Below are 23,190 nucleotides of genomic sequence, written 5' to 3'. Positions count from 1 at the left end.
GTGACGCCTGTGGAGCAGGTGTTAGACGAGCGAAAGGCTTGCTGTCTGCACTGAAGCAGGAACCGAACACGAAATATGGCTCGTCCATGTTTGGGTAAGTTTCGGAGAACGGTGGCTCTATATCCAATGGCACGGATAATTCCTGGACTGCAACGGCCCTTGCCATTGGATGTGAGAAAAGAGGAGCTCATATGCCGACTCGCCGACCTCCGTTGAGCTACGATGTCTTCGTCTCGCCGGAAAAGCCGTTCGCCGCTCCGCTGCCCCGGTTCGGCGATACGCCGGCCTGGGATCCCACAACATCGACATTGATCTTCGGTGCCCGCGAAGCTGTTCTTGTGGACGCGCTCATGACCATGCGCGAGGCTACAGCGCTCGCCAATTGGGTAGCGCTGCACGATCGCCAGCTTACCACGATCTACATCACGCATGGCCACTGCGACCACTGGCTTGGCCTGCCCGTGTTGCTCGATCACTTCCCACATGCGCGTGTGGTAGCCACCGCCGGAACGATAAAGCAGATGCACAGAGGAGAGCAGAAAAACTCTTTCCTCGCGCGTTTTCTCGGTCAGATCGCCGACAGGACCGTGCAGGTCGAACCACTCAATGTAACCTCATTCGAACTCGAGTGGCGGCTCCTCCAAGTGATTGAAACCGGACACACCGACACCGTGGACACCACCTCGCTGTATGTGCCGGACCTGGGCCTGATCGTCTCAGGCGATGTTGTCTATAACCATTGCCACATGTACGTCAGCGCGACGACTGCCGCTATTCGGGCTGAATGGATTGGCGCCATTGACAAGCTGGCCGAGCTTCACCCTGCCGCCGTCGTCACCGGTCACAAGGATCCAACCTGCGGCAATCCGCCCTCGGTCCTGGCCGAGTCCCGCGGCTACCTCGAATACTACGGACAGCTACGCGAGGCAACCCTACCTGACCGTGAGCTGTTCGATGCCATGGTGAGCCGCTATCCCGACTGGGTCGGCCGCCAGGAGTTTCTGATACTCGGCCTTTCCAGAGCCACCGGCTGACAATGGCCGGCAGGGGTTGCCTAAACGGCAGGGTCCCCCTGCCGCTCGGCTTCAGAACCGTACGTGACCCATTAGGGGCATCCGGCTTGCATAACGATCTATCGATGCATTTGTAGCGAATGAGCTCACCATGTGTGAAACAGATCCAACCAAGCTATCCGCTGGAAGAACTCAAGATACCCATGAGCCTGTGCTCAATGATCTGCCTTGCCTCTTCCATCATCTCATGCACAATCTCACCAGCGGGTTTGATCTCCTTGATTAATCCGACACTCTCCCCAGCGATAAGAGCCATTTCCTCGAAGTCGCCAGTCGCATCGGGAGTGGGTGGAAGGGAAGAGAACTTCGGAAGCGGTACAGGCTTGCCTGCAAGGATCGTCTGCCCGATGAGCTCGATTGGTTCGGGAGGATAGACGACCTCCTGCTCTCGCATGATCCACTCATTGACCACACGATTGCGAATGACCCGCGTCGACTGATGAGGCCACTCGGGACCAAAGATAGTCGTGCGAACAGTATCGGAGGCTTGGGCCTCAACGATCCGCCGTTTGTACTCGTCGTGTGCATACGCTTCCCGGCTCGCCACCAGACGTGTCCCTACCCAGACCGCCTCTGCACCCAGCGCGAGCGCCGCAACCACTCCTCGCCCATCCGCTATGCCTCCTGCCGCAATGACGGGAACGGGAGCGATGGCATCCACGACGGCAGGGACAAGCGAGAGAACCGCCCCAGTGCTGCGATTGTGTCCCCCGGCTTCCGTCCCCTGCACGACCACCGCATCGACGCCGCAACGGACCGCCTCTTGTGCCTGCTGGAGCGAACCGACCTGCATCCATACCTTCACGCCTGCAGCTTGAAGGCGGCGGATGAACGCCTCAGGAGGATCGTTCCAGAAGAAGCTGATCACCGGGACCCACTCCTCAAGACAGACCTCCAGTTGCGCCTCCTCGGTGAACTGCGTGATGAGGTTCACGCCGAATGGTCTTGCGGTCATGGATCGGGTTTGTCGAATGAGTTCACGTAATCGATCAGGAGGGACCAGTGCTGCGCCAAGCGTGCCCATGCCTCCTGCATTCGAAACCGCGGCCACCAGCTCAGGTGTCGCCACAAAGCCCATTCCAGCACCAATACATGGAACCTCAAGTCCATACGCTTCAGTTAAGCGTGTCCGTAACATCTTTTGCTCCTTCTCTTGTTATTTTCCTACTTCCTTTGGCTCAACCGCTTATGTTATTCTTCCCTCTTTGGCATGATGCTGGCTCTGCCTTGGTGAAACGCTCTCTTTCGAGCTTACGCTCTCCGCAAAGGTGGGCCGTGGTCACCTTCAAGCGGTAGCTGAGGCAAAACGTATGGCAAAATCATTTTGACAATCCGCACCAGCCTTCACTGAGAGAGCTAGAAGTTATCTCAGGTAGTGCGTGAGCACCACATCCTCTCCTGTTATGCCCAAGCGCTCGTGAGACGGCCAACACCGCCTCAAGGTCTACGGAACCCACAGGCAACCGGCCAGAGGCGGGAGGCAAGGGGCGCCCTGAGAGCTGTTGGTAGCGTGCCTGTGCATAACGGCGACGATGGGCGTGGATATCCAGATGTGACGGCAACCTGGGAAAGATCCGCTCCTCACCAGTGCGCCCCTGCACTATTGCTTGTATCTGGCTCTCTTTCACAGCAAGGACCGGGACATGGCGCGTTTTCCCTCCTTTTCCACGCCACACCCACACCTGGATGCCTCAATCAGGCAGGATGATAACATCCGACACCCGAACCTCTCGCGCCTCTCTGCGCCGCAGTCCCGTGGCATCCAAAAACGTAAAAAGGCTGCCAGTTGGCGGGTTGGAATGACGCCACACGCTGCTCGGACTGGCGTGAACGGCGAATCGCCTCCCGCCGGCGCGCTGGCAGGGTGACCTGTTGCGCCAGTGTTGGCGTTGAGAAGAAGAGGCGTAACGCACTTCGTTCGGTGGCAAGTGTCCATGGGCTATAGCCCTTTTCGACACGTTCGCGCAGGTAGGCACACGCCAGTTCCTCTGTACGCCGATTGATGTCCTGTAAGTGACTGAGATGATACCTGGACAGTGAGCATGAGACTCACACCGCCTTTGCACTCCATTATTCGTACCGGAAGCGCTGAGCGACACGAGAGGATCTGTCTTACTTCGATGGGTGTATCTCATGGGTCTTTTACAGCTGGTAAAAGACTTACGACATGAACAGTTGCCCACCGATATGAGCAGTTCGGTTCATGACTGCAAGCACAGCCGCTTCAAATGCGGATCAGGCTCAATCATTTCTGTCAATTCACTGCGGTGTTGTTACGTTTTTGCTTGTCCTACGCGTGTAAATCTTGAGATGAAGCTGACGGAATCTCGTCCTTTCTTTTGCTGCGAGGCGATACTCGCAGCAGTAAGGGAACTGGTGGAATGCGGATAGAGGGAGCAACGTACCCACAGAATAATCACCAAATCCCAACAGCTTCATCTCAAAATTTACAACAGAAAAGGGATCATGCTGCTCAGTCACAACAGAAAACTTATCGGGGCTGGCAAGATCATGAGTGGCTGTGCCTAACATATGTGCTGGCGCATGACTTCACTGCCAGTAACTGGCAGTGAAGAGAGGAAACCACTATGAACAAGCTTGACGGAAAAATTGCCCTCATTACAGGCGGCACGAGCGGTATTGGCAAGGCCACGGCGGAGCAGTTTGTGCATGAAGGTGCATACGTCTTTATCACAGGGCGCCGCGATATGGCGTTGGCCGCTACAGTAAAGGAAATCGGAAGCCATGTAATCGGCGTCCAAGCAGACGTGTCGAACCTTGGCGATCTTGATCGCCTCTTCGCACAAATTCAGCGGGAGAAGGGCAAGCTCGATATCGTCTTCGCGAATGCTGGCATCACCCCCCTTGCCCCTTTGGGCAAGATAACGGAGGAGCACTATGACACGCTTTTCACCATCAATGTGAAAGGGGTGCTTTTCACGGTTCAGAAGGCACTTCCGCTGATGCCGGATGGCGCCTCTATCATCCTGAATGCGTCCGTCGTCGCCAGTGTGGGGTTGGAAGAGCACAGCGTGTATGCTGCCACAAAAGCCGCCGTGCGTTCGTTTGCGAGGACATGGACAACGGACTTAAAGGATCGGCACATTCGCGTGAACGCAGTGAGCCCAGGGCCTATCGACACGCCCTGGTGGCATACCAGAGCAACGGATGAGCAAGGCTTAAAAAGATGGTCCGAGCGTGTTCCGCTCGGCAGACCTGGAACAGCCAATGAAATCGCCAAGGCCGTGGTGTTTCTCGCATCCGATGACAGTAGTTACATCACGGGAGCAGAATTGTTTGTGGATGGCGGTTTTGCACAAGTGTAGGCCATGAAGAACGCAGGTGTAAATCTTGATCGGCATTGAGGTGATACCCACAGCAGCGACAGTGAAACACCGCTTGCGAACGCCGATTGTTTCGCGCTTGATGCCCACAGCGCGAGCAGGTTTGCGAGGTATGACGCGGATCGACACGCGCGACCACGATCCCACGCTCCTGCGCTTTGTAGGCAATGAAGCCGTACACCTGCGCAAAGGACCAGGAATGCAGTTTGCGTTGCCCTTCGCCTTTGCGATGTTGAACGCCTTCTCGAAGATTGGTCAAATTCTCAAGGACAATCGTTGCTCCTGGGGTCGTGCTCTGCACGATGCGTTTGGAGAGCACATGATCGCAGTCCCTGCGGAATCGCAACGCGCGACCAGACATCTTAAAAAGATGTCGTTTCGCACTTTTTGTTCCTTTGGACTGAAGCCTACAACGGAGACGAAACCGGCGACGCTCAACCTCTTTCTAGTGACGGGTGCCAAGAAACTGCTGGGTGGAGGTGACTGCAGGACGGATGAGTCCCAGGTCCACCCCGATCACGTCCTGATGGCGCTCAACCACGGGCTCAGAGACACTCGCCACCACATGCAACCACCACGTCCCGTTGCGGGACACCAGGTCTGCGGTGGCCGCTTGGCACACATGGTAGCGCTCGCTGAAGTGAGGAATGGTAAAGGAGAGGCTCATCCTGCCTTGCGTGGTGGAGAGACGAACCGTCTGAGTCTCCCAGTTGAGCGAGTAGGTATGAACGTTGTGCCGGATCGCACATGCTAGAGAGCAAGGGCAGCGAACAGGTTTGAAGATGGGAATGGGTTTTCCCTGGTTCTGATCTCTAGCAACGCTCTTGTGGTAGGAGGCGTCTCTCTTGGACTTCCAGGTCCAGGAAAGGGGCCAAAAATGTCTCGAACTCTTGGGATGCGTTTTTGCTCCTATTTTTACCCGATCAAATGTCATCATTTTGAAAAACGAGTTTTAACACGCTGTGACACTCGTGTCTTCTCGAGGAAGCACACAGAACACGATTGTTGCGCACTTGAGGACATTGACACGCCGTCCCCTTTCCTGTACAGTACGTCTTACGACATGTCAATAAGTGACATGTCGTAAGACGTACTGTTATGAGGAGGAACACGATATGGGAATGCCCGACCTTGGGCGCTTTTCGGATCCATCCATTCTGATTTTAGCCAGCATGGCTGGAAGGAAAAAGCATGGCTACGCCATCATGGAAGATATCGAAACCATGGCTCGTGTCCGACTAGGAACCGGAACGTTGTATGGAGCTATTGCGCGACTAGAGGAGTCTGGCTTGATTGAGGTGCTTCCCTCGGAGGAACGCGGACGGCGTCCCTATCGTTTGACAACGGCTAGAGTAGCCTTCCTACGCGAACAACTCACCAATATGGAGACCTTTGCCGCGCTTGGCTTGCGGAGATTGGCAACGCAATGACCATCTACAAGCTGCTGCTTCATCTGTATCCACGGGCCTGGCGAGTTCGCTATGAAGAAGAGTTTCTCGTCGTCTTGGCATCTCATCCTTTTCCTGCATTTGAGGGAATCGATGTCATTCGAGGGCTCTTGATGCTCATCTTCATCCGTCCCTTGGGACAACATCTCTGCCTCTGTCTGAACGAATTCCGCTGGTCCCCGTCGAAAGCGCACATGCGCTCTGGGTCATCTTCGGCTATACACTCGTTTTCGTCATCGCTACCCTTGTACCGACCTGGAAACGCGATGTGAAGGAATAAGGGAGAGCAAAGACAATCATACCACGGATGATCTTCAAGAAACGGGTGAGGGGAAAGAAGCATGTCGAGCGAATAGACCGTCAATAACTGCTTTCCCTTCATGTTGAGCGTATTCCTGGAAGGAGGATACCTTTTATGAACCGACTGCGTACCACAACGATCATCGTCTTTTGCGCCTACATTGGCGCGGTCTGCGCCGGGCTAGCCCTTGGGAAAATGGTTGAATACGATGACTTCACGAATCTTCTGCGGCACAACCCTCAGGTAAGTGGCTCCTATTGGACGCTCGGTGTAGGTGCGTTCACTGCACTCCTGGCGGTGCTTCTTGCTGGTGTGCCTCTCGTCTTTGCCGCAGCACGCTCTGCTCTTGCGACAAAACGCTGGCGCCGGCTGGCCCTTTTTGCCGTGCCGCCTCTCTCCCTGATTCTCTGGATTGGCGCTGGCGCTCTCACCGTCTCCCTCACACCTGGGGACTTTGTGTCGAAGCCGCTCCTGCTGCGTCTGGTGGTTGGTGGGGTCTTCGTCGGAGGGTTTGGACTGGCGACCATTGCCAGCGCTACAGCGATCTCCATCGCGGTCATCCGCAGCCCCATCAGCGAAACGTTCTTCCGCTTTGCTCGCATTCCTGCACTCATCACCACCCTGGCGATGGTGGTAATGGTGGGGGCAACCTTTGTTTGGGGGCTCGCGACCAGGGCGGCTGATCCGCAGCTTTTCACCGAAGACAACGGCCTTCTCGCGAGCAATACGACGGTTTCCTGGATTCTGATTCTGGCACTGATGGCGATTGCCACGACGGTTGCTATTATTGCGCTCATTTGGGGCAGCCGAGACGACGCTGGAGTTACCACCACCCAGGCCAGTACTGGTCAGACCGTGAGCTAACGCCTTGTGCTGGGAACAGCAACATCCAGAACTTGTGCAGCATATTTAGACAAGATGATGAAAAAGTGCGATGCGCCACGTAACTGATGCTGAGTTTCATGTAAAATGTCACTAGAGGCTGATGGAGATGTTGTGTACGTGTTGAGATGAAGCTGATGGAATTGAGTCCTTGCTTCTGTTGAGAGATGGTGCTCTCATGCGTCAAGAGCATTGATGAAATGAGGATGAAGAGAACAAATCATCCACAGAACAATCACCAAGATTCCAGCCTTTTCATCTCAACGTTTACAAGCGAGACAAACAGCCTCTATCGATCATACGTGATCTGAGCCGAATCTTTGAGCAAAGGGCGAATGTGCTGCCAATCATGGGCTGGTTCCCGGCGTTGATACCGTTGTTTGGGCATGAACGCTCCTTTCGGATACACCAGACACAACGACAGAAAAAGATCCGCTGATGAAACTCTTCCTACAGAGTAGCTTCCTTCTGTGGCAAGTGTCCATGGGCTATAGCCCTTTTCGACACGTTCGCGCAGGTAGGCACACGCCAATTCCTTTGTACGCCGATCGATGTCCTGTAAGTGACTGAGATGATAGCGTATACGTACCCAGTTGAGAAACTGCAGCGCGCTTTGGCCTCTCCCCGACTCTCTCCAATTGCCATCAGACAGTCAAAACGTTCCAGAGCTTCTTTGATCAGGCTTTTTCGATGCGCACGTCCCATGATGATTCCTTCCTTTCCACAAGGACATGGGTAGAGCCATGCACGCCCGACACCAATCGGTAGTCGGTTCAGTTGTTGTGCGTATGACGTTGCCTGCAAAGCCAGGCGAAGTGCCTACAAGACCTCGTGTCTGCATGTGGTGAGACTGGAGCTTTTGCCATCTAAACAGTCACGCCACACGGCATATATGCTCACCACGCGAGTGACGCATGGTGAGCATGAGGCTCGCACCATCCAGGTACGGCCACGCCTCACCAGTGTAGGTCGACGCATCGTGCATTGAGCACTCCCATGGAGCGCAACTGTCGAGGCATGAACCTGATAGTTGCACTCCATGGGAGTGCTCTGCAACAACAGCTGAACAGGAGGGAATATACATGAAAAAGAGGCAATAATGGGCATTGCATACATTGTGGCATCAATGGCAAGGTTATATGTACACCCCATTTCCGCCGTATTGAGGGCGTCGAAAATGGGAACCAGTTCAGAAAGGATGATCAGGGATTCACGGTATTTTGGCCTTCTTCTACGCGGCAAGAATGCAACACGCCGAACTGATAATGAACGAGTGTCGGCATCCATCAGGTAGATGCGACGATGCCTGGCTGGTCCGTTCACAGTTCGGCTTCTCCCATTTCTTCTACTGGGGCATGCCGGAGGTGCGTGATCCAGCACGCCAAGGCTACGCGCTACGCACTATCGACGGAGGCCAACTGCGACAAAAAGGCTCGGTGGAGCGATAGCCATAGGCTTGATGCGTCCGGTGAACAGGGCCAGTACATCCGCTGTATCCCACGCAGATCGAACGTACGCGAGAGCCCGACAGCTCCTAAAAACTGCAGAGTTAGCAACAGGCGTAGGAGCGCGGAGGCACTGCCTGCCAGCGGAAGGCGTGGTGGCTCCGATGGCAGGCAGTGCCTCCGCGCCTCCGAGGCCTTTGTTCCAAGCTTCACCACACTCCGCCGCCGGAGGCCCCTGTTTTTCACTCATGGGGAGGAAGGCGGCGCTCCTTTGGGGTTGGAGGGTGGGGATAGTTCCGATTTCTTCCTCTTGCAAAAGAAGAACATTCTATGAGCACGGTCAAACGCACCCTATCAGTATCGTTGCTACCCTACGAACGAACAGAAACAGCAACTCGCCCGCACCTTTGGCTGCTGTCGATATGTCTACAACTGGGCACTTGCGTTGCGCCAACAAACCTATCAACAGTCTGGGGGAGTTTGCCGTTATCCGAAACTGACCCAAATAAGGACAAGCCATATCTGGTGTTCGGTTCCTGCTTCAACGAACAACCTGCCTGGTTTCCCAGGTCTTACAGGATCTCCACAGGCGTACATTCCGACGTAACTCGCCGTACTTGCAATAAGTATAGCAGATGAGTCAAGGGCCTTAAATGTCTACAAATGGCAAGAAATGTTCATAGTTCAAGAAGCTAGGATCACCCCTATAAGGTGTTGGACGCACAGATAACTGTGCTCCGACACCAGGAACCTACCGCCTTTCTCTCCGAGGTGTCCTGTGGCCCACTGCAACAGAGCGTGCGACATCTCATACGAGCCTATACCAACTTCTTCGAAGGGCGCACCGCTCTCCCCACCTTCAAAAAGCGACACGGACCGCAATCAGCCACCGATACCCACACAGCCTTTTCCTACCAGGATGGAGCCCTCCGACTGGCCAAGGTGGACGCACCTCTTCAGATCCGCTGGTCACGCCCGCTTCCAGATGGGGCAGACCCCTCCAGCGTGACGGTCTCCAGAGATCAAACGGGCCGCTATTTTGTGGTGGTGCTGGTCGAGGAAGATCTGGATCCGTTGCCCAAGAAAGAGACGCACATCGGTCTTGATCTCGGCCTCACAACGATGGTCGTCACCTCCGACGGACAGACCTTCGCCAACCCCAGGTATGCCGCACGCGATAACCTCTCGCTGAGTTCTAACAGACGCATCTATTCGATAAACACGCGTGGGAAAGATCTGCTCATCAGGCGGATCGCCAGCAGAGCGATCCAAATGCCGCCGCCAATGATACCAATCCGTTCAATGAGTCCTGTTGGTCCCCCGTCTAACAATTTGGCGGTGAGGACGAAGGCAACATAAGAGGCAGCGACCAGCAGACCAGTAGCAACCGAATACCAGGACCAGCCTCGCCTTTCGAGCGCCGCATCACGCCGTGCCAGCACGAAGCAAGCCGCAATCAGCGAAGTGAACTGAAGCAGACCAAAGAGGATATGAATGGCTCCGTGAATGGTTAGCGCGCTCGACGCTCCTGGTGGGTAACCTAGCGCCGGGTCGGGAAGAATAGGTCCGGTGACGATGAAGGTGAGACCATAGATGCCGAGCAGGATGGGTCCCCAGGTGGAACCACGTCCTGTACGCAGGAGCAACCTCATCCCGATGGCAAAAGCGAGCAGGAGCGCTCCAGTGAAGATGTAGTTGGTACTTTGGATCCACCCACCATCCCCAGTTCGAGGTTGCTGTCGGGAACTATCCAGGCGTTGTAGCCAGGGCGTATGGCCCCAAGGATGAGAATGACAACACTGTTGAGCAACGGAGCAATGACACCGCAAGCCAGCAGCAGTCTCATCGCCGCTGACTGCTCTCCAGTACTTTGTGCTGAGGTTTCCATGTGTTTTTCTCCTTTGACGTAAGATGAGGGAATCATGATCGTGTGTTCCTTTCATAATTGCTTTGGTGAACAGGCTCCTCCTGTGAAAGTCGCGATCAGGGGAAAGCCAGACCAACTTCCGAGAGAGGTGAGCACAAGACGTAATCACACGTTTGTTCCATGCACGTCCACGCTGTGTGTGAAAAGGCGCAACATACATCAAGCATTTCCGAAAATCCAGACAACAAACAGCCCACGACCAGCACTCCTCTACCAACCACTTGCAGTGCCAAAGAGTCATGGAAGAAATCGGCGTCAATCATCTGCTTGCACGCGTCCCGATGGTGATACGCACAAAGCGCGCAACAGGGCCTGGCTGCGCCTCTACATCCAGACCCGCCTGTTCAAAAAGCACACGCATCTGCGTTGCACTATGCACACGTGGAATCAGCCATGCAAGCCAGGTGGATAAACTGAAATCAGCGAGAAGAAAGGAGCCACCAGGTCTCAACACTCGGGCAACCTCACGTAGGCCGGCAGCCTGATCCCGCCAGTGATGAAAAGAGATGGTCGAGAGCGCTAGATCGACCGATGCGTCATCCAGTGGTAATGCCTCACCGGCACCCATGGAGAAGCGCGCCTCTGGTGTGAGCTGGCGTGCGACTTCCAGCATTTTGTGCGCTGGATCGACCCCCAAAAGGTGTGCCTCCGGCCAAGAGTCATGCACTTTCCGCAAGAGTCTCCCGCTCCCACAGCCAATATCCAGCACACTCGCCGGTTTGAAGCGACTGGCGGCTTGATGTAATACGGCAGAGTGAACCGGATCAAACAGGCGTTGCTGCATCCAGGAACGTTCGTACGTCGATCCCCAGCGCTCGAAGAGTTCAACATCAAGTGTATGGTGCTTGCTTTTCATGTTCTATTTTTCTTCTTTCTACTTCTCTGTTCAAATTTGAGGAACAGCATGTTTGCTACCAAATATGCTATTCTCTAGAGAGATTACAAGGTAGGGTTCTCCCCAGCAAGTACAAAGGAGGGAAACCGTTCTCTACCGAACAGCCAGCCATGATTGTTCGTCAAGGAAAGAGGTGACATCCGTGAAACAGCAGAAAGCCGATCGTCGTTCCCAACGCACGTATCGCCTGGTGAGTTCTGCCTTTGCAGAACTCATGGTTGAAAAACCCTACGATGAGATTCTGGTGCAGGATATTTTGGATCGGGCAGACATTGGTCGTACCACCTTCTATGCCCATTATTTCGATAAAGAGGATGTTCTCAACACTATCATAGAACAGGAGCTGGAGCGGCTCACTCACCCGATTACCCATGCAACAGCAAGGCAACGGGTCGTGCCCAGCCTGGAGCTGTTTGAGCATGTATACCACTCTCAGAATCGACAGTTTCTGGCACTGATGCGAAGCCGTGCGGGCGAGCCCTTGTGGGAATCCTTGCAGGCAGCACTCTGCCGAGCGATTGAATCGGCCCTCTCCACCCTCTATGCAGAAAGACGTTCGCCGCCGATCCCTCTGCCAGTGGTCTCTGAGTACCTAGCCGGGTCCTTGCTCACCTTGCTCAAATGGTGGATCGAGGCTTCTATGCCCTACCCACCAGAACAGATGGAAAGCATTTTCCAACAACTGGCGCTGCCAGGCGTGTGGGCCATGCTCAAGGAAAAGTGAGCAGAATTTGGCAAACACGCCTGAGCCCTCCTCTAGGTGAGTCTCAGGCCTTTTGTAATGCTACAAGCTATCATTGATGATCATGGGAAAGCGGAAAAGTAACTCACGGAGGACCGAAGCACCACCTTTTATTTGCGATGCGCATCACGTTTATCTAACAATCACTCGTTCGCCAACTCCAGTTTAGGCTGCAATCGTCAGACCTGCCGCCAGCCTCTCTGCGCAAGAGGGATAGTGCTTTAGAGGGGAGATGCAAAAAAAGAGGAAGGGCAGATATCTTTAGAGATACCTGCCTTCATATGTTGCTTCATTAGCGGCGATGATGCTAGCGGATTGGGAAATATTCCTGAACTTTTTCCTCTACTACGGCTAATCCATCCGCCCGCCACTCACCTCTTCCAGGGGTCCTTCTACCGGGAGGAGCGGTTGCGCGCTCAGGGCCAGGTGTGCCTTGTGTGTACGGCGCGCAAATCCCATGATGAAGTAGCCTACTGCGACAAAGAGGCCGATGGCAAAGCAGCACTGCCAGAAGATGACCGAACCCAGGTGTTGCAGCGCGTAGCCACCCAGCACAGGCCCGATGACAAGCGCCGTGGCTCGTACCGTTTGGTAGATGCCCTGGTAGGTGCCACGCAGGTGCTTTGGCGCGATTTCCGCGATCAGGGCATTGGAGACGGGGTAGAAGAGGATTTCGCCGAGGGTCCAGATCAGGACGCCAATGAGATAACCGAGATAGGAATGCCACCAGCTAAAGACGCTCATGCCAAGCCCCAGGCAGAGCGCGGCAACGGCGATAGAGGTATTGGGCGAGCGCCGATTGAAGAAGGCCGTGAGGGGCAGGCTCACCACGACCACCAGCACCGCATTGAGCGCCATTACCGTACCATAAGCCAGGGGATTAAGCCCATGAGCCTGCATGTCAAGCGGCATAGCGGTGGCATGCTGGAAGTAGACCGCATCGAAGAGCAATCCCAGCAAGGCATATCCCCAGAGCCAGAGATCGGACAGGGCGTGGCGCAGGCGCTCAGGTTCCTCTGGATCGTCCCCGACTTTCGCTTTACGTGGAAGGCGCGTCTCCGGCAAGCCGAACCAGATCATGATACTGAAACAGAGCGTCGTCACCGCATCCCCCAGGAAAAGAAGAAAATAGGAGATAGGAGCCAGCAGACCAGCGATAACAGGACCAACAGCCGACCCGATGTTGTTCGCCCAGTAGCGCAAGCTATAGGCCTGCGTCAGCTTTTCGCGCGGCGTCATATCCGCGATCGCCGCCGAGGTCGCGGGTCGCGCCAGGTCGCTAAACAATTCGTAGAAGATGGCGAAAGCAATAATCAGGGGCAGGTTTGTAGCGAAACTCAGGGCCAGCATCAGGCCAGCGGACGCAAAGAGGCTGATGAGCATGGTCATACGGCGGCCCAGGGTATCAGCCATCATGCCTCCACACACCCCTGCCGCCAGCGAACCCAGGCCCATCAACGAGACCACCAGCGTCGCTTCGCTTATCGAGAAGTGACGCGCGGAGGTCAGATAGAGCGCGAAGAAGGGCATAACAAAATTTCCCGCACGATTAATAAAGGAGCCAGCGACCAGAAACCAGAAAGGGCGCGAGAATTGAAGATTTTTAAAGTAGTTTATGCAACGATTTAAAGGGGATTGCACAGCAGGTCCTTCCATAAATAAGTCAGGTCAAATACATTAATAAATGGCACAGCTTCAGTGTATAATCCCCAGGGATAGGCCGTCAAGGTTGAGAGGGCGGGTTACTCACGCCAGAAGAATTAGGAAGGTGAAGGGCATCAGTGTGGTGAAGGTAGACCCTTGCCACACCTGCCAGACCTGCTCGCGTTGTGGACATCAGGCGCGCAAGAAGCGTCGTTCTCAAAGCCTCTTCTTCTGTCCGTGCCTGTGGATTCAGAAGGCTTGAGATTCAAAGTGTTGTGGTTCAGGAAAAGTGGGTTCCCCAGGACGATCGAGATAGCTACAGTGAGTGAACCAGCCACAAGCATCCTGGGCAGTAAGTAATGGTCTCTTTGGCTTCAGCAATCGCTTGTTGAAGGGACTCCTGTGTGCAAGCACTTTTGCGGCGCAAGCAGGTTTTCAATGTGGGCAATGACATTTGACAGATGGGAAACTCCTGTGTTAAGCTCCAAGCATCGTTTCAAATAGCTAACAACAAGGATTGTAATGCAGCCATGATGAAACTACTTCACCTCTCCCTAACCTACTCTATACACACCCTTGCTCACTCTACCGGTGTGTTCGCGCCGCATGCGGCGCGAATCGAGGAGTAAGCAGAGAGGCAAGCTCTCCCCATTGAGATCTCTCCCCTCTTTTTCGCACCGCACCCCTCTTGAGATACGCTTGAACCAATTTCGCATCTCAACGCGGATGTCGCGTGTGAAAGGATTTCTATGTTTCCCCACTTTTCCAAACGCCTGCGCACCTTCCCAAAGCGCGCACTGCTCATCAATCGCAACTACACCTTGTTGTGGCTTGGTGGGACGATCTCGCTGATTGGCGATGTGCTGTTCACGATGATGCTCATCTTATGGGTCGGGACGCTGCTCGAGAACCAGAGCGCGGCTCCCCTTGCTGTCAGCGGCGTGGTGCTGGCAGCCGCACTCCCGGCCCTCCTGATTGGCCCATTCGCTGGCGTGTTCGTGGACCGCTGGCCCAAACAACGGACGATGCGCATTATGGATGCACTGCGGGCGGTGCTGGTGTGCTCCCTTTTGCCGATAAGTCTCCCGCTCCCGCTGCCACTCGCTCTTAGGCTCACCATCATGTATCTTGTGGTGGCAGCCGTTAGTGGTCTGAGTCAGTTCTTCACTCCGGCAGCCAAGGCGATCCTCAAAGAGGTGGTCCCAGAGGAGCGGCTGACCCGCGCTTCGGCGCTGACCGTCGGGGCTGGCGTGTTCAGCTGGGCTATCGGGTCTACCTGTGCCGGCATCTGCTACGTCTCATTGGGAGCCGGGTGGGCGATTGCCTTGAATGCTGCCTCGTTTGCCTGTTCCTGGGTGTTGGTCGGGCGCATGCGCGTCTCTGCTGCGGCAGAAAGGCGCGCGTCAGCCCACCCCACATCACTGCGGCGCGTCCTGACGGAACTGCGCGAGGGGTTGCGCTTCATCGGGGGCCAGCTCCAGCTCCGCACGCTTCTGCTTACCGAGAGCCTGTTTGCCTTTGGATGGGGCATTGTGAGCGTCCTGGCCTTCTTCTACATCACCCAGAATATTCATGTGCCCGTGAGCCTGTTTGGCCTCTTCAGCGCTGTACCAGCCATTGGGGCATCCTGGGAACCTTGCTCGTTGATCGTGCGGCGGGAAAATTTGGAGCAACCAGCGTCTATGCTCGCGCGCTTCTCTTCGCTGGGGTGATGATCGTTGTCTCAACCGTCCCGAATCAGGCGATCATTGACCTGGTGGGTTTCACGCTCATTGGTATTGCCACGATGCAGGCAGAGGTGCTGGTTGGACCCCTGGTCCTCTTTGCCACGCCAGAGCAGATGGTGGGCCGCGTCTTCTCCACCTTGGGAACCGTCACGACCCTCTCATCATTGCTCGCCACGTTCCTCAGCGGGTTTGTGGGTAGTACGCTGCTGCAAGGGATCGTCGTCCATCTGCCCACAGGTGAACTGAACGCGATCAACCTGCTTCATATCGGGGCTGGAGTTCTCATCTTTGTGGCAGGACTGCACGCCTCTTGCCAGTTCAGAACACTTCACGAGCGTACTCAGAGGCACAGGAAGGCAGATCACCACCCAGGCACAGAGTGAAGCATCTTGGCAGGAGATCTTGTAACACAAAAGCGCCAGACCCACGATATCCCCTCACCCCAGCCAACTTGAGAAAATCGGCGCGGGGTGAGGGACGTTTCCACGGACGCTCCTCGACATTCCGACTCAGATGGGAGGAAATCGGGGACATATTGCGCGACCTGCCACCACCCTTTCACCATCAAGGATGCACACGTTGGATTTCATCGGCTGGGAAAGGTACCGTTCGGCTTTCCCCGTGCAATTTCCAATACACGTCGTTCATGATGGCTGCGATCGGTGCGTAGCGTTTGATGGTCGCCGCAATTGAAGGTGGTATGTTGATAGGATCGGCGCCCTCAGCATATCGGCGGATATATTCGTTGCGGACGCTGGCACTACGCGCATCCGTGTAGACCATGACCAGCCAGTTGACCAGTTGTGTGAGAGTGTAGCACTCGTCATGACGCATGTGGAGACCGAGAAAGGCCACCTCAACCTCAGAAAGTTCGAAGCGCGGGGATGTGGCTAGGCCGAAGTCGGCAAAATAGAGATGCCGACCGTCGGTGAGAATATTGTGGAAATGTGTGTCAAAATGCAGCAACCCCATCGCCTTCATAACCGCTATCCCCGTTTGCAAGCCTCGCTCCACGCTGGCGATGGCTCGCTCAATCGCCTCACCACCAAGAGCAACCTGTGCTGTGAGCCATTGCTGGAGGTTCTGCGGGATGTATTCGAGAAACAGCACGACCTGGGCCGATGCTCGCGCAATCGCCTCAAGCCGCTCGCGCACCGCTGGGGAACCGTCCCAATATGCAACCATACGCTCTATTTCTGCTTGCTCATCAGACATTGGCGCTTGCGTCGGAGATGGCCCTGGCATCACGCGCCAGTGATACAGCAGCGGGAAGCACTCGCATTGCCTTCCAAGCACCTCGTTGGTCGTCATTACATGTGTGGCCAGTTCCCGCCACGCGCCAAATCCGGTCGATCCTACGCCGTACTGGTAGAACGGAGGAAGATGGAACAGATTTGCTGTGGACAGGCTATTTTCCGGAAGTCGTTCCCGATCGGTGAGGGGAATACTCTTGGCAAAAACAGGCGTGCCCTCGATGTCCAACAAGACCGATGTTCCACCGATACCCGACCCGATACGCTGCGCTGATGCCACGAGGAGACAAAGCCGACGATCGCTCAAGAGGGCCAACGAAGTGGAAACGATCATAGACCGAGCAAGGCGCGCCTCATAAGCCATGTCCCGGAGATCGGATGAATGTGTTGCCAATTTTCCTCCTCTTTCCAACTGATAGTAGCGCGATTATATCATACACAGTGATGCGATCTCCTTGGGCATGAGCAGCAGCGTGAGGACTGGGTTCACGGCAGAGGAATTGAACCAGACCGATGCACAAACACACAAGACGAACTATCTCATGAGGAGTACGGCGATGATGGAAATGTCCACGCTGCTTGCTCTTCTAAGTACACTCAACTAACTTTTTGGGCATTGGAACCAATCACTGACAGCATTTTTTCCGGGCACTGGTTAAAGCGGTCGAAGCAATCTTGGGCCGCCGTCAGCAGTGCCTGCTTGGTCTCAAACAATTCACAATGGGTAACTTCGCGACGAAAATGCCGCCAGAGCATTTCAATAGGATTGAGCCAGGGGCTATAGGTTGGCAGATAGAGCAAGATGAGCCGTCCAGCTGCCGCTCGCACAACTTCTTCCACTTCATCATCCTCATGCGTACCAGCATTATCCCAGGCGACATACATGGTTCCAGTTGGATGCTTCTCAACCAGGACTTCCAGCAACTGAGCAATCTCCTTTCGGCGCTTGCGACGCTGAAACTGGACCACCGTTTCACCCGTATGATAGTTCACAGCTCCAATGCCATAATACTTGTCCGGCTGCTTGGGCGTTGGGATCATGACCTGCCGTCCTTTTCGGCTCCACATCGCACGCAACGTTGGAAACCAACTGAGATTGAACTCGTCGGCATAATAAAAGACGTCTCCCTCTTTTAGACCGTCACGCGCCTCTTCGATCGTCTTTTTTTTTCCAGATACTCTGGATCAGGGCTACTTACTTTGTGTTGAGGACGCGAGAGCACGACCTCTCCGGCTTTGAGCACCTGACGCACGGTTTCGATGGACGCTCGAATGCCTGTTTGTTCTGCCATGTAATCGGCGAGCCGTTGCAATGTCCACATCGAATATGGCTGATCTAAGCTGCGGGGCCGACGCCGGACTGCTGCCAAGACCTGCTCTTTGTACGCTTGCGTGATCTTTGGCGGAGGACCAGGCATTGGTCGATCTTTCAACCCTTCAATTCCTTCCGCCATCCAACGTTTGAGCCAGTTGCGGACCGTTTGGGTCGCTTCCCGCACAATGGGAGCAATGACCGACACTCTCAGTTGCTGTTCTCCGGCGAGCAAGATGATTTGAGCCCGGGTACGCAGTCGCGGGTCTTTTGTCGTTCGGTACAGTTTCTCTAACGCTTCCAACTCTTCTGTTGTCAGGGACGGTATCTCCAGGGGCGCTCGCATGGATCCCTCCATTTTTTCTGACAGTTTACCTCATTTCACAAAACATTGCTTGATTGTACTTAGATGGCCTAGAACTTAGTGCAACTGCATAGATTCCTGTACTCGATCCAGCCATTCGCCTACCAAGGCATTGAAAAGCGGAGGTTGCTCAATCGGCAAATTATGGCCGGCGCGGTCCAGAACAGCGAACGTTGCGCGAGGATAGTTTTCCAGAATGCGCCACGCATCCTGGTATCCTACCGAGGCATCCTGCCGCCCTAAGAGCAGCACGGAAGGTTTAGTGAAAGGCTGTGGTAATGTGTCAACATTGAACGAATAGTCAACGCGTTGCCTGATCTTCATAAGAAACGGCTGATCAGCAATGCTTGCCCCGCTGAGCACCTCGTCTTGAAAGCGTTGCCAAGTGGAGTCATCCTGCACGACGGATACCGAGTCAAATTCTTCCGCGTCGGCTGGGGTGAGCGTTGACAATAACTGGGGATTTTTGACAATGACTGTCCGTGAGGGAACAGTTCGTCGGGAGCGGTCGGCAATAATCCCCGGACAAATGAGAGCCATCCCTTCAATGAAGTCAAACTTGCGGAGCAGGACTCCACGGGCAAGATATCCTCCATACGAATATCCGACAAGAAGAAAACGTTGTTCAGGAAGAACTGTATCGATAAAATCGATGACGACATCGAGCATGTCATCACTACTTTTGATCGCCTCTTTGCCGGGCGTTTGTCCCATACCTGGCAGGTCAAGGTAGATGCGTTGCCATCCATGAAGTTTCTCGAAAAGAGGTTCCATGCAGCCTTCCATCTGACGGTGATCACAAGAAAAACCATGGAGTAAAATGATAGGAGTCCCTGTTCCATAGGATTCATAGAAGAGAGGGCTATCGCGAACGATGCATTCCATGGATGAAAAATTCCTTTCTACGTTCATCTCTTGCGGCTTCGGATCGCATAGCGGCAAGCGAATTTCTCTCAGTATACGTTGCTGAAAGCATTGGCACAAGAAAAAAAGTATGCTCATAGCATCGTTCGCCAGCGTTTTTCTCCCTCTTTACAGAACGCCAAGCGAGAAAGCCCTGCTCATTGATGGCAGGGATGAATCGCCGCCCTTGTGTCTGTGTGTTTCCAGCTTCTGTCTGCTGAAAAAGAAGGGAACCAGAGAAGAGAAAGAGGAGCAAGGGCGCTATGCTGATCTATGAATACAAACTCGATGGGAAGCAGGCACAATTCACCGCCATTGAGGAGGCGATTCGCGTTGTGCAGTTCATTCGCAACAAGTGTCTTCGTCTGTGGATGGATCATCGCGCCACGAAGCATGACTTGCAGTGCTATTGCGCCATCCTTGCCAAAGAGTTCTCCTTTGCTGCTCGTCTCAATTCCCAAGCACGCCAAGCCAGTGCTGATCGCGCATGGTTCGCTATTGCTCGCTTTTATGAGAACTGCACACAGAAGAAACCAGGGAAGAAAGGGTTCCCGCGCTTTCAACATGACAACCGAAGCATGGAGTATAAGACCACAGGATGGAAGCTTGAACCCGATGGCAGACACATCACCTTCACCGATGGATGTGGCATTGGTCGCCTTCGTCTTGTGGGAACACGTGAGATTGAAACCTTTCCTGTGAAGCAGATCAAACGCGTCCGTCTCATCAGACGCGCCGATGGCTACTATGTGCAGTTTGCCGTACACGCAGAGAGGCACATAGAGCATGCCCCCACTGGCAAACAGATTGGCATTGATGTAGGGCTCAAGGCATTCTCTACGGACTCTGAAGGAGCAACCGTCGAGAATCCCCGCCAGTATCGCAAAGCTGAGAAACGTCTCAAACGGTTGCAACGCCGTCTCTGCAAGAAGCAGAAGAAGAGTAAGAATCGCCAGAAAGCCCGTCAAGCCGTCGCCAGAGCGCATTTGAAAGTGCAAAGGCAGCGCGAAGATTTTGCCCGCAAGCAGGCAAACGCGCTCGTCAGGTCTCACGACCTGATCGCCTTTGAAGACGTGCAGATCCGCAACATGGTACGCAATAGGCGCCTTGCCAAGAGTCTCCACGATGCAGGGTGGGGACGGTTTCTCTTGTGGGTACGCTACTACGCTGCCTTGCATCACGTTCCAGTGATTGCCGTCTCACCCCACTTCACAAGTCAAGACTGTTCAGCGTGCGGCACACGGGTAAAGAAAACATTGAGCGTGCGTACCCACATCTGCACCAGTTGCGGCATGGTGCTCGACAGGGATCACAATGCTGCCATCAACATCTTGCAAAAAGCGCTCAGTACCGTCGGGCAGACGGGAACTGATGCACCGCTGCGTGCATGAAACGCTTCTGGACAGGAGGGCCGCTACAGGGTCTCAGCCATGCGATCCTGCAAGCCACCTGGATGAAGGAAGAATCCCCTGTGCTTGAGCCAGGGGAGTGTCAATCTCAGAACAGAGGGAACAATGAGATCGGAGAAGGGAACAATGAGCATTGATCTTGAAGTTGGGATATTTATAGACCGTGCAGATGATGAAGATGACCCCTATGGCTTTTATGCTCACTATGAGCAGGAATTTCATGCCATCAATACCTTCCTGCGCTCAATCGGACTTTCTGTACATCATGAACCACGATCCCTTGCTGATGGAGGGCCAGGGTTTCATCGCAGTGCAAAAACAGAGTTGCGTGCATTCAAGGACATTGTCTGGGATATTGCAAACAAAACCAGTTTGTAGCTCCCTCATCTCGCCACACTCAGCATAGAAGATGCCATCTACCTCCCTCTCCTCTTTGAGGACGTTCTTGCATTTGCTGACCGCCCTCTTGGCTCTTCCTATCAATTATTTGCGGAATGCCGCCTGCTCGCAAAACTCCTGGGTATCTATGATGATATTGAATATGCGACCAACACGAGTGAGCGCGATCCTCTCGTTCTCCTGATAGAGCAGAGGTTAGATCTGACCGAGAAGGAAACAAGCATTCCCTTCTCACTACTCAAAAGCCAGATGCTCCATTGGTATCCTCTGCTCGCAGAAAATCCCTGGTCCGTGACTGGAACTGGTGGCTGTATGCATCTCTACGAAGCCGTAAAATTCTCAATCAAGCAGAATGCCGCTGTCGTCATACATTAGCGTCTTATCAGTACACTTGCACGTATGCAGCGTGAAGCCGAACGCCAACAACGGGCAAAGTTGCGCCAGCAGCAACAAGCCCTGGCCCAGGCTGCCAAAGCAGCTGCACAAGCACAGAAAGCATACGAGAAAGCTGCAAACTTAGAAGCAAAAGAAAGAGCCAAACTCTACGAGCAATCTCGCCTGGCCGAGGTACATCTGCAAAATGAACGCCTGGAAGAGACCATTACCTCACTTCAGAACCTATTGAAAGATACGCTTTCTCTTGATACCGCTATTGATCTGCAGAGCCTCAAACAGCCCTTCAATGAACCAGCCTTTCAGCCAGGCAATTTGGCCAGTATTGAGCCACCACCACCACCTCCCTTTTTCCCACCTGAACCACGTGGTTTGCAAAAAAATGTCCCAGGTGCCAAAGAGAGACATGCGCAAGAGGTCTTATGACTACAAGAAAGATACAGAAATCAAATCGCGGAGCATGCAGAACGCGAACAACGGCGCTAGTATTCTCTGGCAGGAGCCAGATCCGATCATGAGAAGAAGATGGATGCGCAACGATGCAAAGTTGAGGAACAGCATACAGAAATCGATGCATTCCAACGGGTCTCAATAGCGGCACACCATACGGCGACTTACGCCGAGCACTTGAGCGACACCAGGAATTGTCAGCAGGGGCTGTAGTTCACCTGGGCCGTGGGTAACGGCTTCTGCATACTGGCAACCTCCGTAAAAAGAAGTAACTATTCGATATCTCCTCTATGTATTTGAGCTGTCTTCAGAAGCTCCTTCCGCCATTTTGATTGCACTACTCATGAGTTGAAAGCCCAATGTATGGGCTTGATATGTAATTTATTATTGTCCAATACCCCTGAAGAATGTTTTGTAGTGCTTTCGCTGGAGCGTTCTGATAGAAATGTTTGCTAGCGTCTCGCTAGCAGCAATTAGAAATCAGGGATAGCATAAGAAAGGAAGGTACAATGCATCATTTTGCGGCTATGAAGGGCGTTTGTCGTCTCGTAGTATTGAGTACGGTGGTGGCAATGTTCTTCGTTGTTGGTATATCGTTACCAGCGTCAGCTACGAGTAAAGATGCAAAGCAAGGAGGGCCTCAATTCAACCCCAATTGGCAATCCATCAGTCCGCAGCCACAGCCAACTAGGTGGACGCTAGGCTCTTCAGATTGGCGGCTCCTCAACCCACAACCATTACCTCCCAGACGGGTTTTAGGCTCTTCAGATTGGCGGCTCCTCAACCCACAACCATTACCCCCAGACGGGTTTTAGGCTCTTCAGATTGGCGGCTCCTCAACCCACAACCATTACCTCCCAGACGGGTTTTAGGCTCTTCAGATTGGGAATCATATTGGCGGCAACGCTTCCCAAATTGGCAATTACACCCTTCGCAGGAACAAATGAAGAATGCGATTTGGCGCTCTTCATCCCCTGGTTATAGCGGCCCTTATGGTTGGGGCGGCCCAGGCACGACGTGTCCTCCTGGTGCCTATTGTTAATGCCAACACTGCTGGATACAACCCAGCATAAGTATCGTCGGCACAGGCGCTCAATTCAGAAAAGCCTCATGTGCCTGTGAGACATATGAGGCTTTTCAATTGGTTAACTTTCAAGCATTTTCTTTACTTTACCGCTTCTCAAGAGAGCCACTGCCAACTCATAGGTCCGTCGACAAAATGGACAAGCGCTTGCAGTTTTTTTGGCGCCAAACTCTCCCGAGAGCAATGGTTGAGGCG

Annotated in this window: 23 protein-coding genes and 2 pseudogenes; 15 read left to right on the top strand and 10 right to left on the bottom strand. The window is 54.0% G+C overall.

The genetic code is table 11. From position 1 onward, the window contains the following. Window positions 1-191 precede the first annotated feature (191 nt). The gene (locus K3T82_RS39835) at window positions 192-1,034 is read left to right on the top strand and encodes an MBL fold metallo-hydrolase (protein ID WP_220199044.1); all 843 of its coding nucleotides are present in this window, start codon (window positions 192-194) and stop codon (window positions 1,032-1,034) included. A 154-nt stretch (window positions 1,035-1,188) separates the two neighbouring features. Here the strand turns inward: K3T82_RS39835 and K3T82_RS39830 are convergent, their stop codons facing one another. After that, entirely contained in the window at window positions 1,189-2,211 is a 1,023-nt protein-coding gene (locus tag K3T82_RS39830; protein ID WP_220199043.1) for an NAD(P)H-dependent flavin oxidoreductase, read from the bottom strand. A gap of 505 nt (window positions 2,212-2,716) precedes the next feature. Between K3T82_RS39830 and K3T82_RS39825 the strand changes: the two genes are divergently transcribed. Both K3T82_RS39825 and K3T82_RS39820 read left to right on the top strand, forming a co-directional pair. Then, entirely contained in the window at window positions 2,717-2,941 is a 225-nt protein-coding gene (locus K3T82_RS39825; protein ID WP_220199042.1) for a hypothetical protein, read from the top strand. A 720-nt stretch (window positions 2,942-3,661) separates the two neighbouring features. Beyond that, the gene (locus K3T82_RS39820) at window positions 3,662-4,399 is read left to right on the top strand and encodes an SDR family NAD(P)-dependent oxidoreductase (protein ID WP_220199041.1); all 738 of its coding nucleotides are present in this window, start codon (window positions 3,662-3,664) and stop codon (window positions 4,397-4,399) included. Here K3T82_RS39820 and K3T82_RS50525 read toward each other — a convergent pair. Further along, window positions 4,353-4,796 (bottom strand): annotated as a pseudogene (locus K3T82_RS50525) (zinc ribbon domain-containing protein); the annotation flags it as partial. The gene K3T82_RS39820 and the pseudogene K3T82_RS50525 sit on opposite strands and share 47 nt — an antisense overlap. 736 nt (window positions 4,797-5,532) lie before the next feature. Here K3T82_RS50525 and K3T82_RS39805 point away from each other — a divergent pair. The 4 genes and pseudogenes from K3T82_RS39805 to K3T82_RS49450 form a co-directional block, all read left to right on the top strand. Next, window positions 5,533-5,847, top strand: coding sequence for a PadR family transcriptional regulator (locus K3T82_RS39805; RefSeq protein ID WP_220199038.1), 315 nt, complete (start codon window positions 5,533-5,535; stop codon window positions 5,845-5,847). 433 nt (window positions 5,848-6,280) lie between these two features. Continuing rightward, window positions 6,281-7,030: a hypothetical protein gene (locus tag K3T82_RS39800; RefSeq protein WP_220199037.1), complete on the top strand. Its 750-nt coding sequence runs from the start codon at window positions 6,281-6,283 to the stop codon at window positions 7,028-7,030. 1,238 nt (window positions 7,031-8,268) lie between these two features. Then, entirely contained in the window at window positions 8,269-8,496 is a 228-nt protein-coding gene (locus K3T82_RS39795) for a hypothetical protein (protein WP_220199036.1), read from the top strand. A gap of 361 nt (window positions 8,497-8,857) precedes the next feature. Beyond that, window positions 8,858-9,100: pseudogene (locus K3T82_RS49450) on the top strand (helix-turn-helix domain-containing protein); the annotation flags it as partial. Between the two features lie 601 nt (window positions 9,101-9,701). Here K3T82_RS49450 and K3T82_RS48535 read toward each other — a convergent pair. The 3 genes from K3T82_RS48535 to K3T82_RS39780 form a co-directional block, all read right to left on the bottom strand. After that, entirely contained in the window at window positions 9,702-10,166 is a 465-nt protein-coding gene (locus tag K3T82_RS48535; protein WP_236031849.1) for a DUF998 domain-containing protein, read from the bottom strand. Continuing rightward, the gene (locus K3T82_RS48530) at window positions 10,142-10,381 is read right to left on the bottom strand and encodes a hypothetical protein (RefSeq protein WP_236031850.1); all 240 of its coding nucleotides are present in this window, start codon (window positions 10,379-10,381) and stop codon (window positions 10,142-10,144) included. The genes K3T82_RS48535 and K3T82_RS48530 overlap by 25 nt, the downstream gene beginning before the upstream one ends. A gap of 298 nt (window positions 10,382-10,679) precedes the next feature. Then, window positions 10,680-11,276: a class I SAM-dependent methyltransferase gene (locus tag K3T82_RS39780; protein WP_220199034.1), complete on the bottom strand. Its 597-nt coding sequence runs from the start codon at window positions 11,274-11,276 to the stop codon at window positions 10,680-10,682. A 181-nt stretch (window positions 11,277-11,457) separates the two neighbouring features. Here K3T82_RS39780 and K3T82_RS39775 point away from each other — a divergent pair, with 181 nt between their 5' ends. Beyond that, on the top strand, window positions 11,458-12,039 hold the full coding sequence (locus K3T82_RS39775; RefSeq protein WP_220199033.1) for a TetR/AcrR family transcriptional regulator: 582 nt from the start codon (window positions 11,458-11,460) through the stop codon (window positions 12,037-12,039). 369 nt (window positions 12,040-12,408) lie between these two features. On the opposite strand, the gene K3T82_RS39770 is transcribed toward K3T82_RS39775, so the two are convergent. Next, window positions 12,409-13,698 (bottom strand): MDR family MFS transporter, encoded by a 1,290-nt coding sequence (locus K3T82_RS39770; protein WP_220199032.1) that lies wholly within the window; start codon window positions 13,696-13,698, stop codon window positions 12,409-12,411. A gap of 43 nt (window positions 13,699-13,741) precedes the next feature. Here K3T82_RS39770 and K3T82_RS50520 point away from each other — a divergent pair, with 43 nt between their 5' ends. From K3T82_RS50520 to K3T82_RS39755, 3 genes are all read left to right on the top strand, one after another. After that, on the top strand, window positions 13,742-13,963 hold the full coding sequence (locus K3T82_RS50520) for a zinc ribbon domain-containing protein (RefSeq protein ID WP_420799396.1): 222 nt from the start codon (window positions 13,742-13,744) through the stop codon (window positions 13,961-13,963). A gap of 487 nt (window positions 13,964-14,450) precedes the next feature. Further along, complete coding sequence (locus tag K3T82_RS39760) at window positions 14,451-15,413, top strand: MFS transporter (protein WP_220199030.1); 963 nt, start codon at window positions 14,451-14,453, stop codon at window positions 15,411-15,413. Then, on the top strand, window positions 15,338-15,811 hold the full coding sequence (locus K3T82_RS39755; protein WP_220199029.1) for an MFS transporter: 474 nt from the start codon (window positions 15,338-15,340) through the stop codon (window positions 15,809-15,811). Before K3T82_RS39760 ends, K3T82_RS39755 begins: the two co-directional genes overlap by 76 nt. A 181-nt stretch (window positions 15,812-15,992) precedes the next feature. On the opposite strand, the gene K3T82_RS39750 is transcribed toward K3T82_RS39755, so the two are convergent. From K3T82_RS39750 to K3T82_RS39735, 4 genes are all read right to left on the bottom strand, one after another. Continuing rightward, window positions 15,993-17,075 (bottom strand): protein kinase family protein, encoded by a 1,083-nt coding sequence (locus K3T82_RS39750; protein WP_220199028.1) that lies wholly within the window; start codon window positions 17,073-17,075, stop codon window positions 15,993-15,995. 203 nt (window positions 17,076-17,278) lie between these two features. Beyond that, window positions 17,279-17,839: an IS630 family transposase gene (locus tag K3T82_RS39745; RefSeq protein WP_220197484.1), complete on the bottom strand. Its 561-nt coding sequence runs from the start codon at window positions 17,837-17,839 to the stop codon at window positions 17,279-17,281. Further along, window positions 17,815-18,339, bottom strand: a complete 525-nt coding sequence (locus tag K3T82_RS39740; RefSeq protein WP_220197992.1) for a helix-turn-helix domain-containing protein — start codon at window positions 18,337-18,339, stop codon at window positions 17,815-17,817. Before K3T82_RS39740 ends, K3T82_RS39745 begins: the two co-directional genes overlap by 25 nt. 75 nt (window positions 18,340-18,414) lie before the next feature. Next, window positions 18,415-19,242: an alpha/beta fold hydrolase gene (locus K3T82_RS39735; RefSeq protein WP_220199027.1), complete on the bottom strand. Its 828-nt coding sequence runs from the start codon at window positions 19,240-19,242 to the stop codon at window positions 18,415-18,417. A 281-nt stretch (window positions 19,243-19,523) separates the two neighbouring features. Between K3T82_RS39735 and K3T82_RS39730 the strand changes: the two genes are divergently transcribed. The 4 genes from K3T82_RS39730 (at window position 19,524) to K3T82_RS49445 (ending at window position 22,984) form a co-directional block, all read left to right on the top strand. Continuing rightward, on the top strand, window positions 19,524-20,651 hold the full coding sequence (locus K3T82_RS39730; RefSeq protein WP_220199026.1) for an RNA-guided endonuclease InsQ/TnpB family protein: 1,128 nt from the start codon (window positions 19,524-19,526) through the stop codon (window positions 20,649-20,651). Window positions 20,652-20,795: 144 nt separating this feature from the next. Continuing rightward, a complete protein-coding gene (locus K3T82_RS39725) occupies window positions 20,796-21,047 on the top strand; it encodes a hypothetical protein (RefSeq protein ID WP_220199025.1) in 252 nt (83 codons plus the stop codon). A 420-nt stretch (window positions 21,048-21,467) separates the two neighbouring features. Beyond that, window positions 21,468-21,887 (top strand): hypothetical protein, encoded by a 420-nt coding sequence (locus tag K3T82_RS39720; RefSeq protein WP_220199024.1) that lies wholly within the window; start codon window positions 21,468-21,470, stop codon window positions 21,885-21,887. Window positions 21,888-22,861: 974 nt separating this feature from the next. After that, window positions 22,862-22,984: a hypothetical protein gene (locus K3T82_RS49445; RefSeq protein WP_268886725.1), complete on the top strand. Its 123-nt coding sequence runs from the start codon at window positions 22,862-22,864 to the stop codon at window positions 22,982-22,984. Window positions 22,985-23,190 lie beyond the last annotated feature (206 nt).

Source organism: Ktedonospora formicarum (genome assembly GCF_016587355.1).
Classification (GTDB): domain Bacteria; phylum Chloroflexota; class Ktedonobacteria; order Ktedonobacterales; family Ktedonobacteraceae; genus Ktedonobacter; species Ktedonobacter formicarum.
Note: the sequence above shows the minus strand (reverse complement) of the source record. Positions and strands in the feature narration are given on the sequence as shown.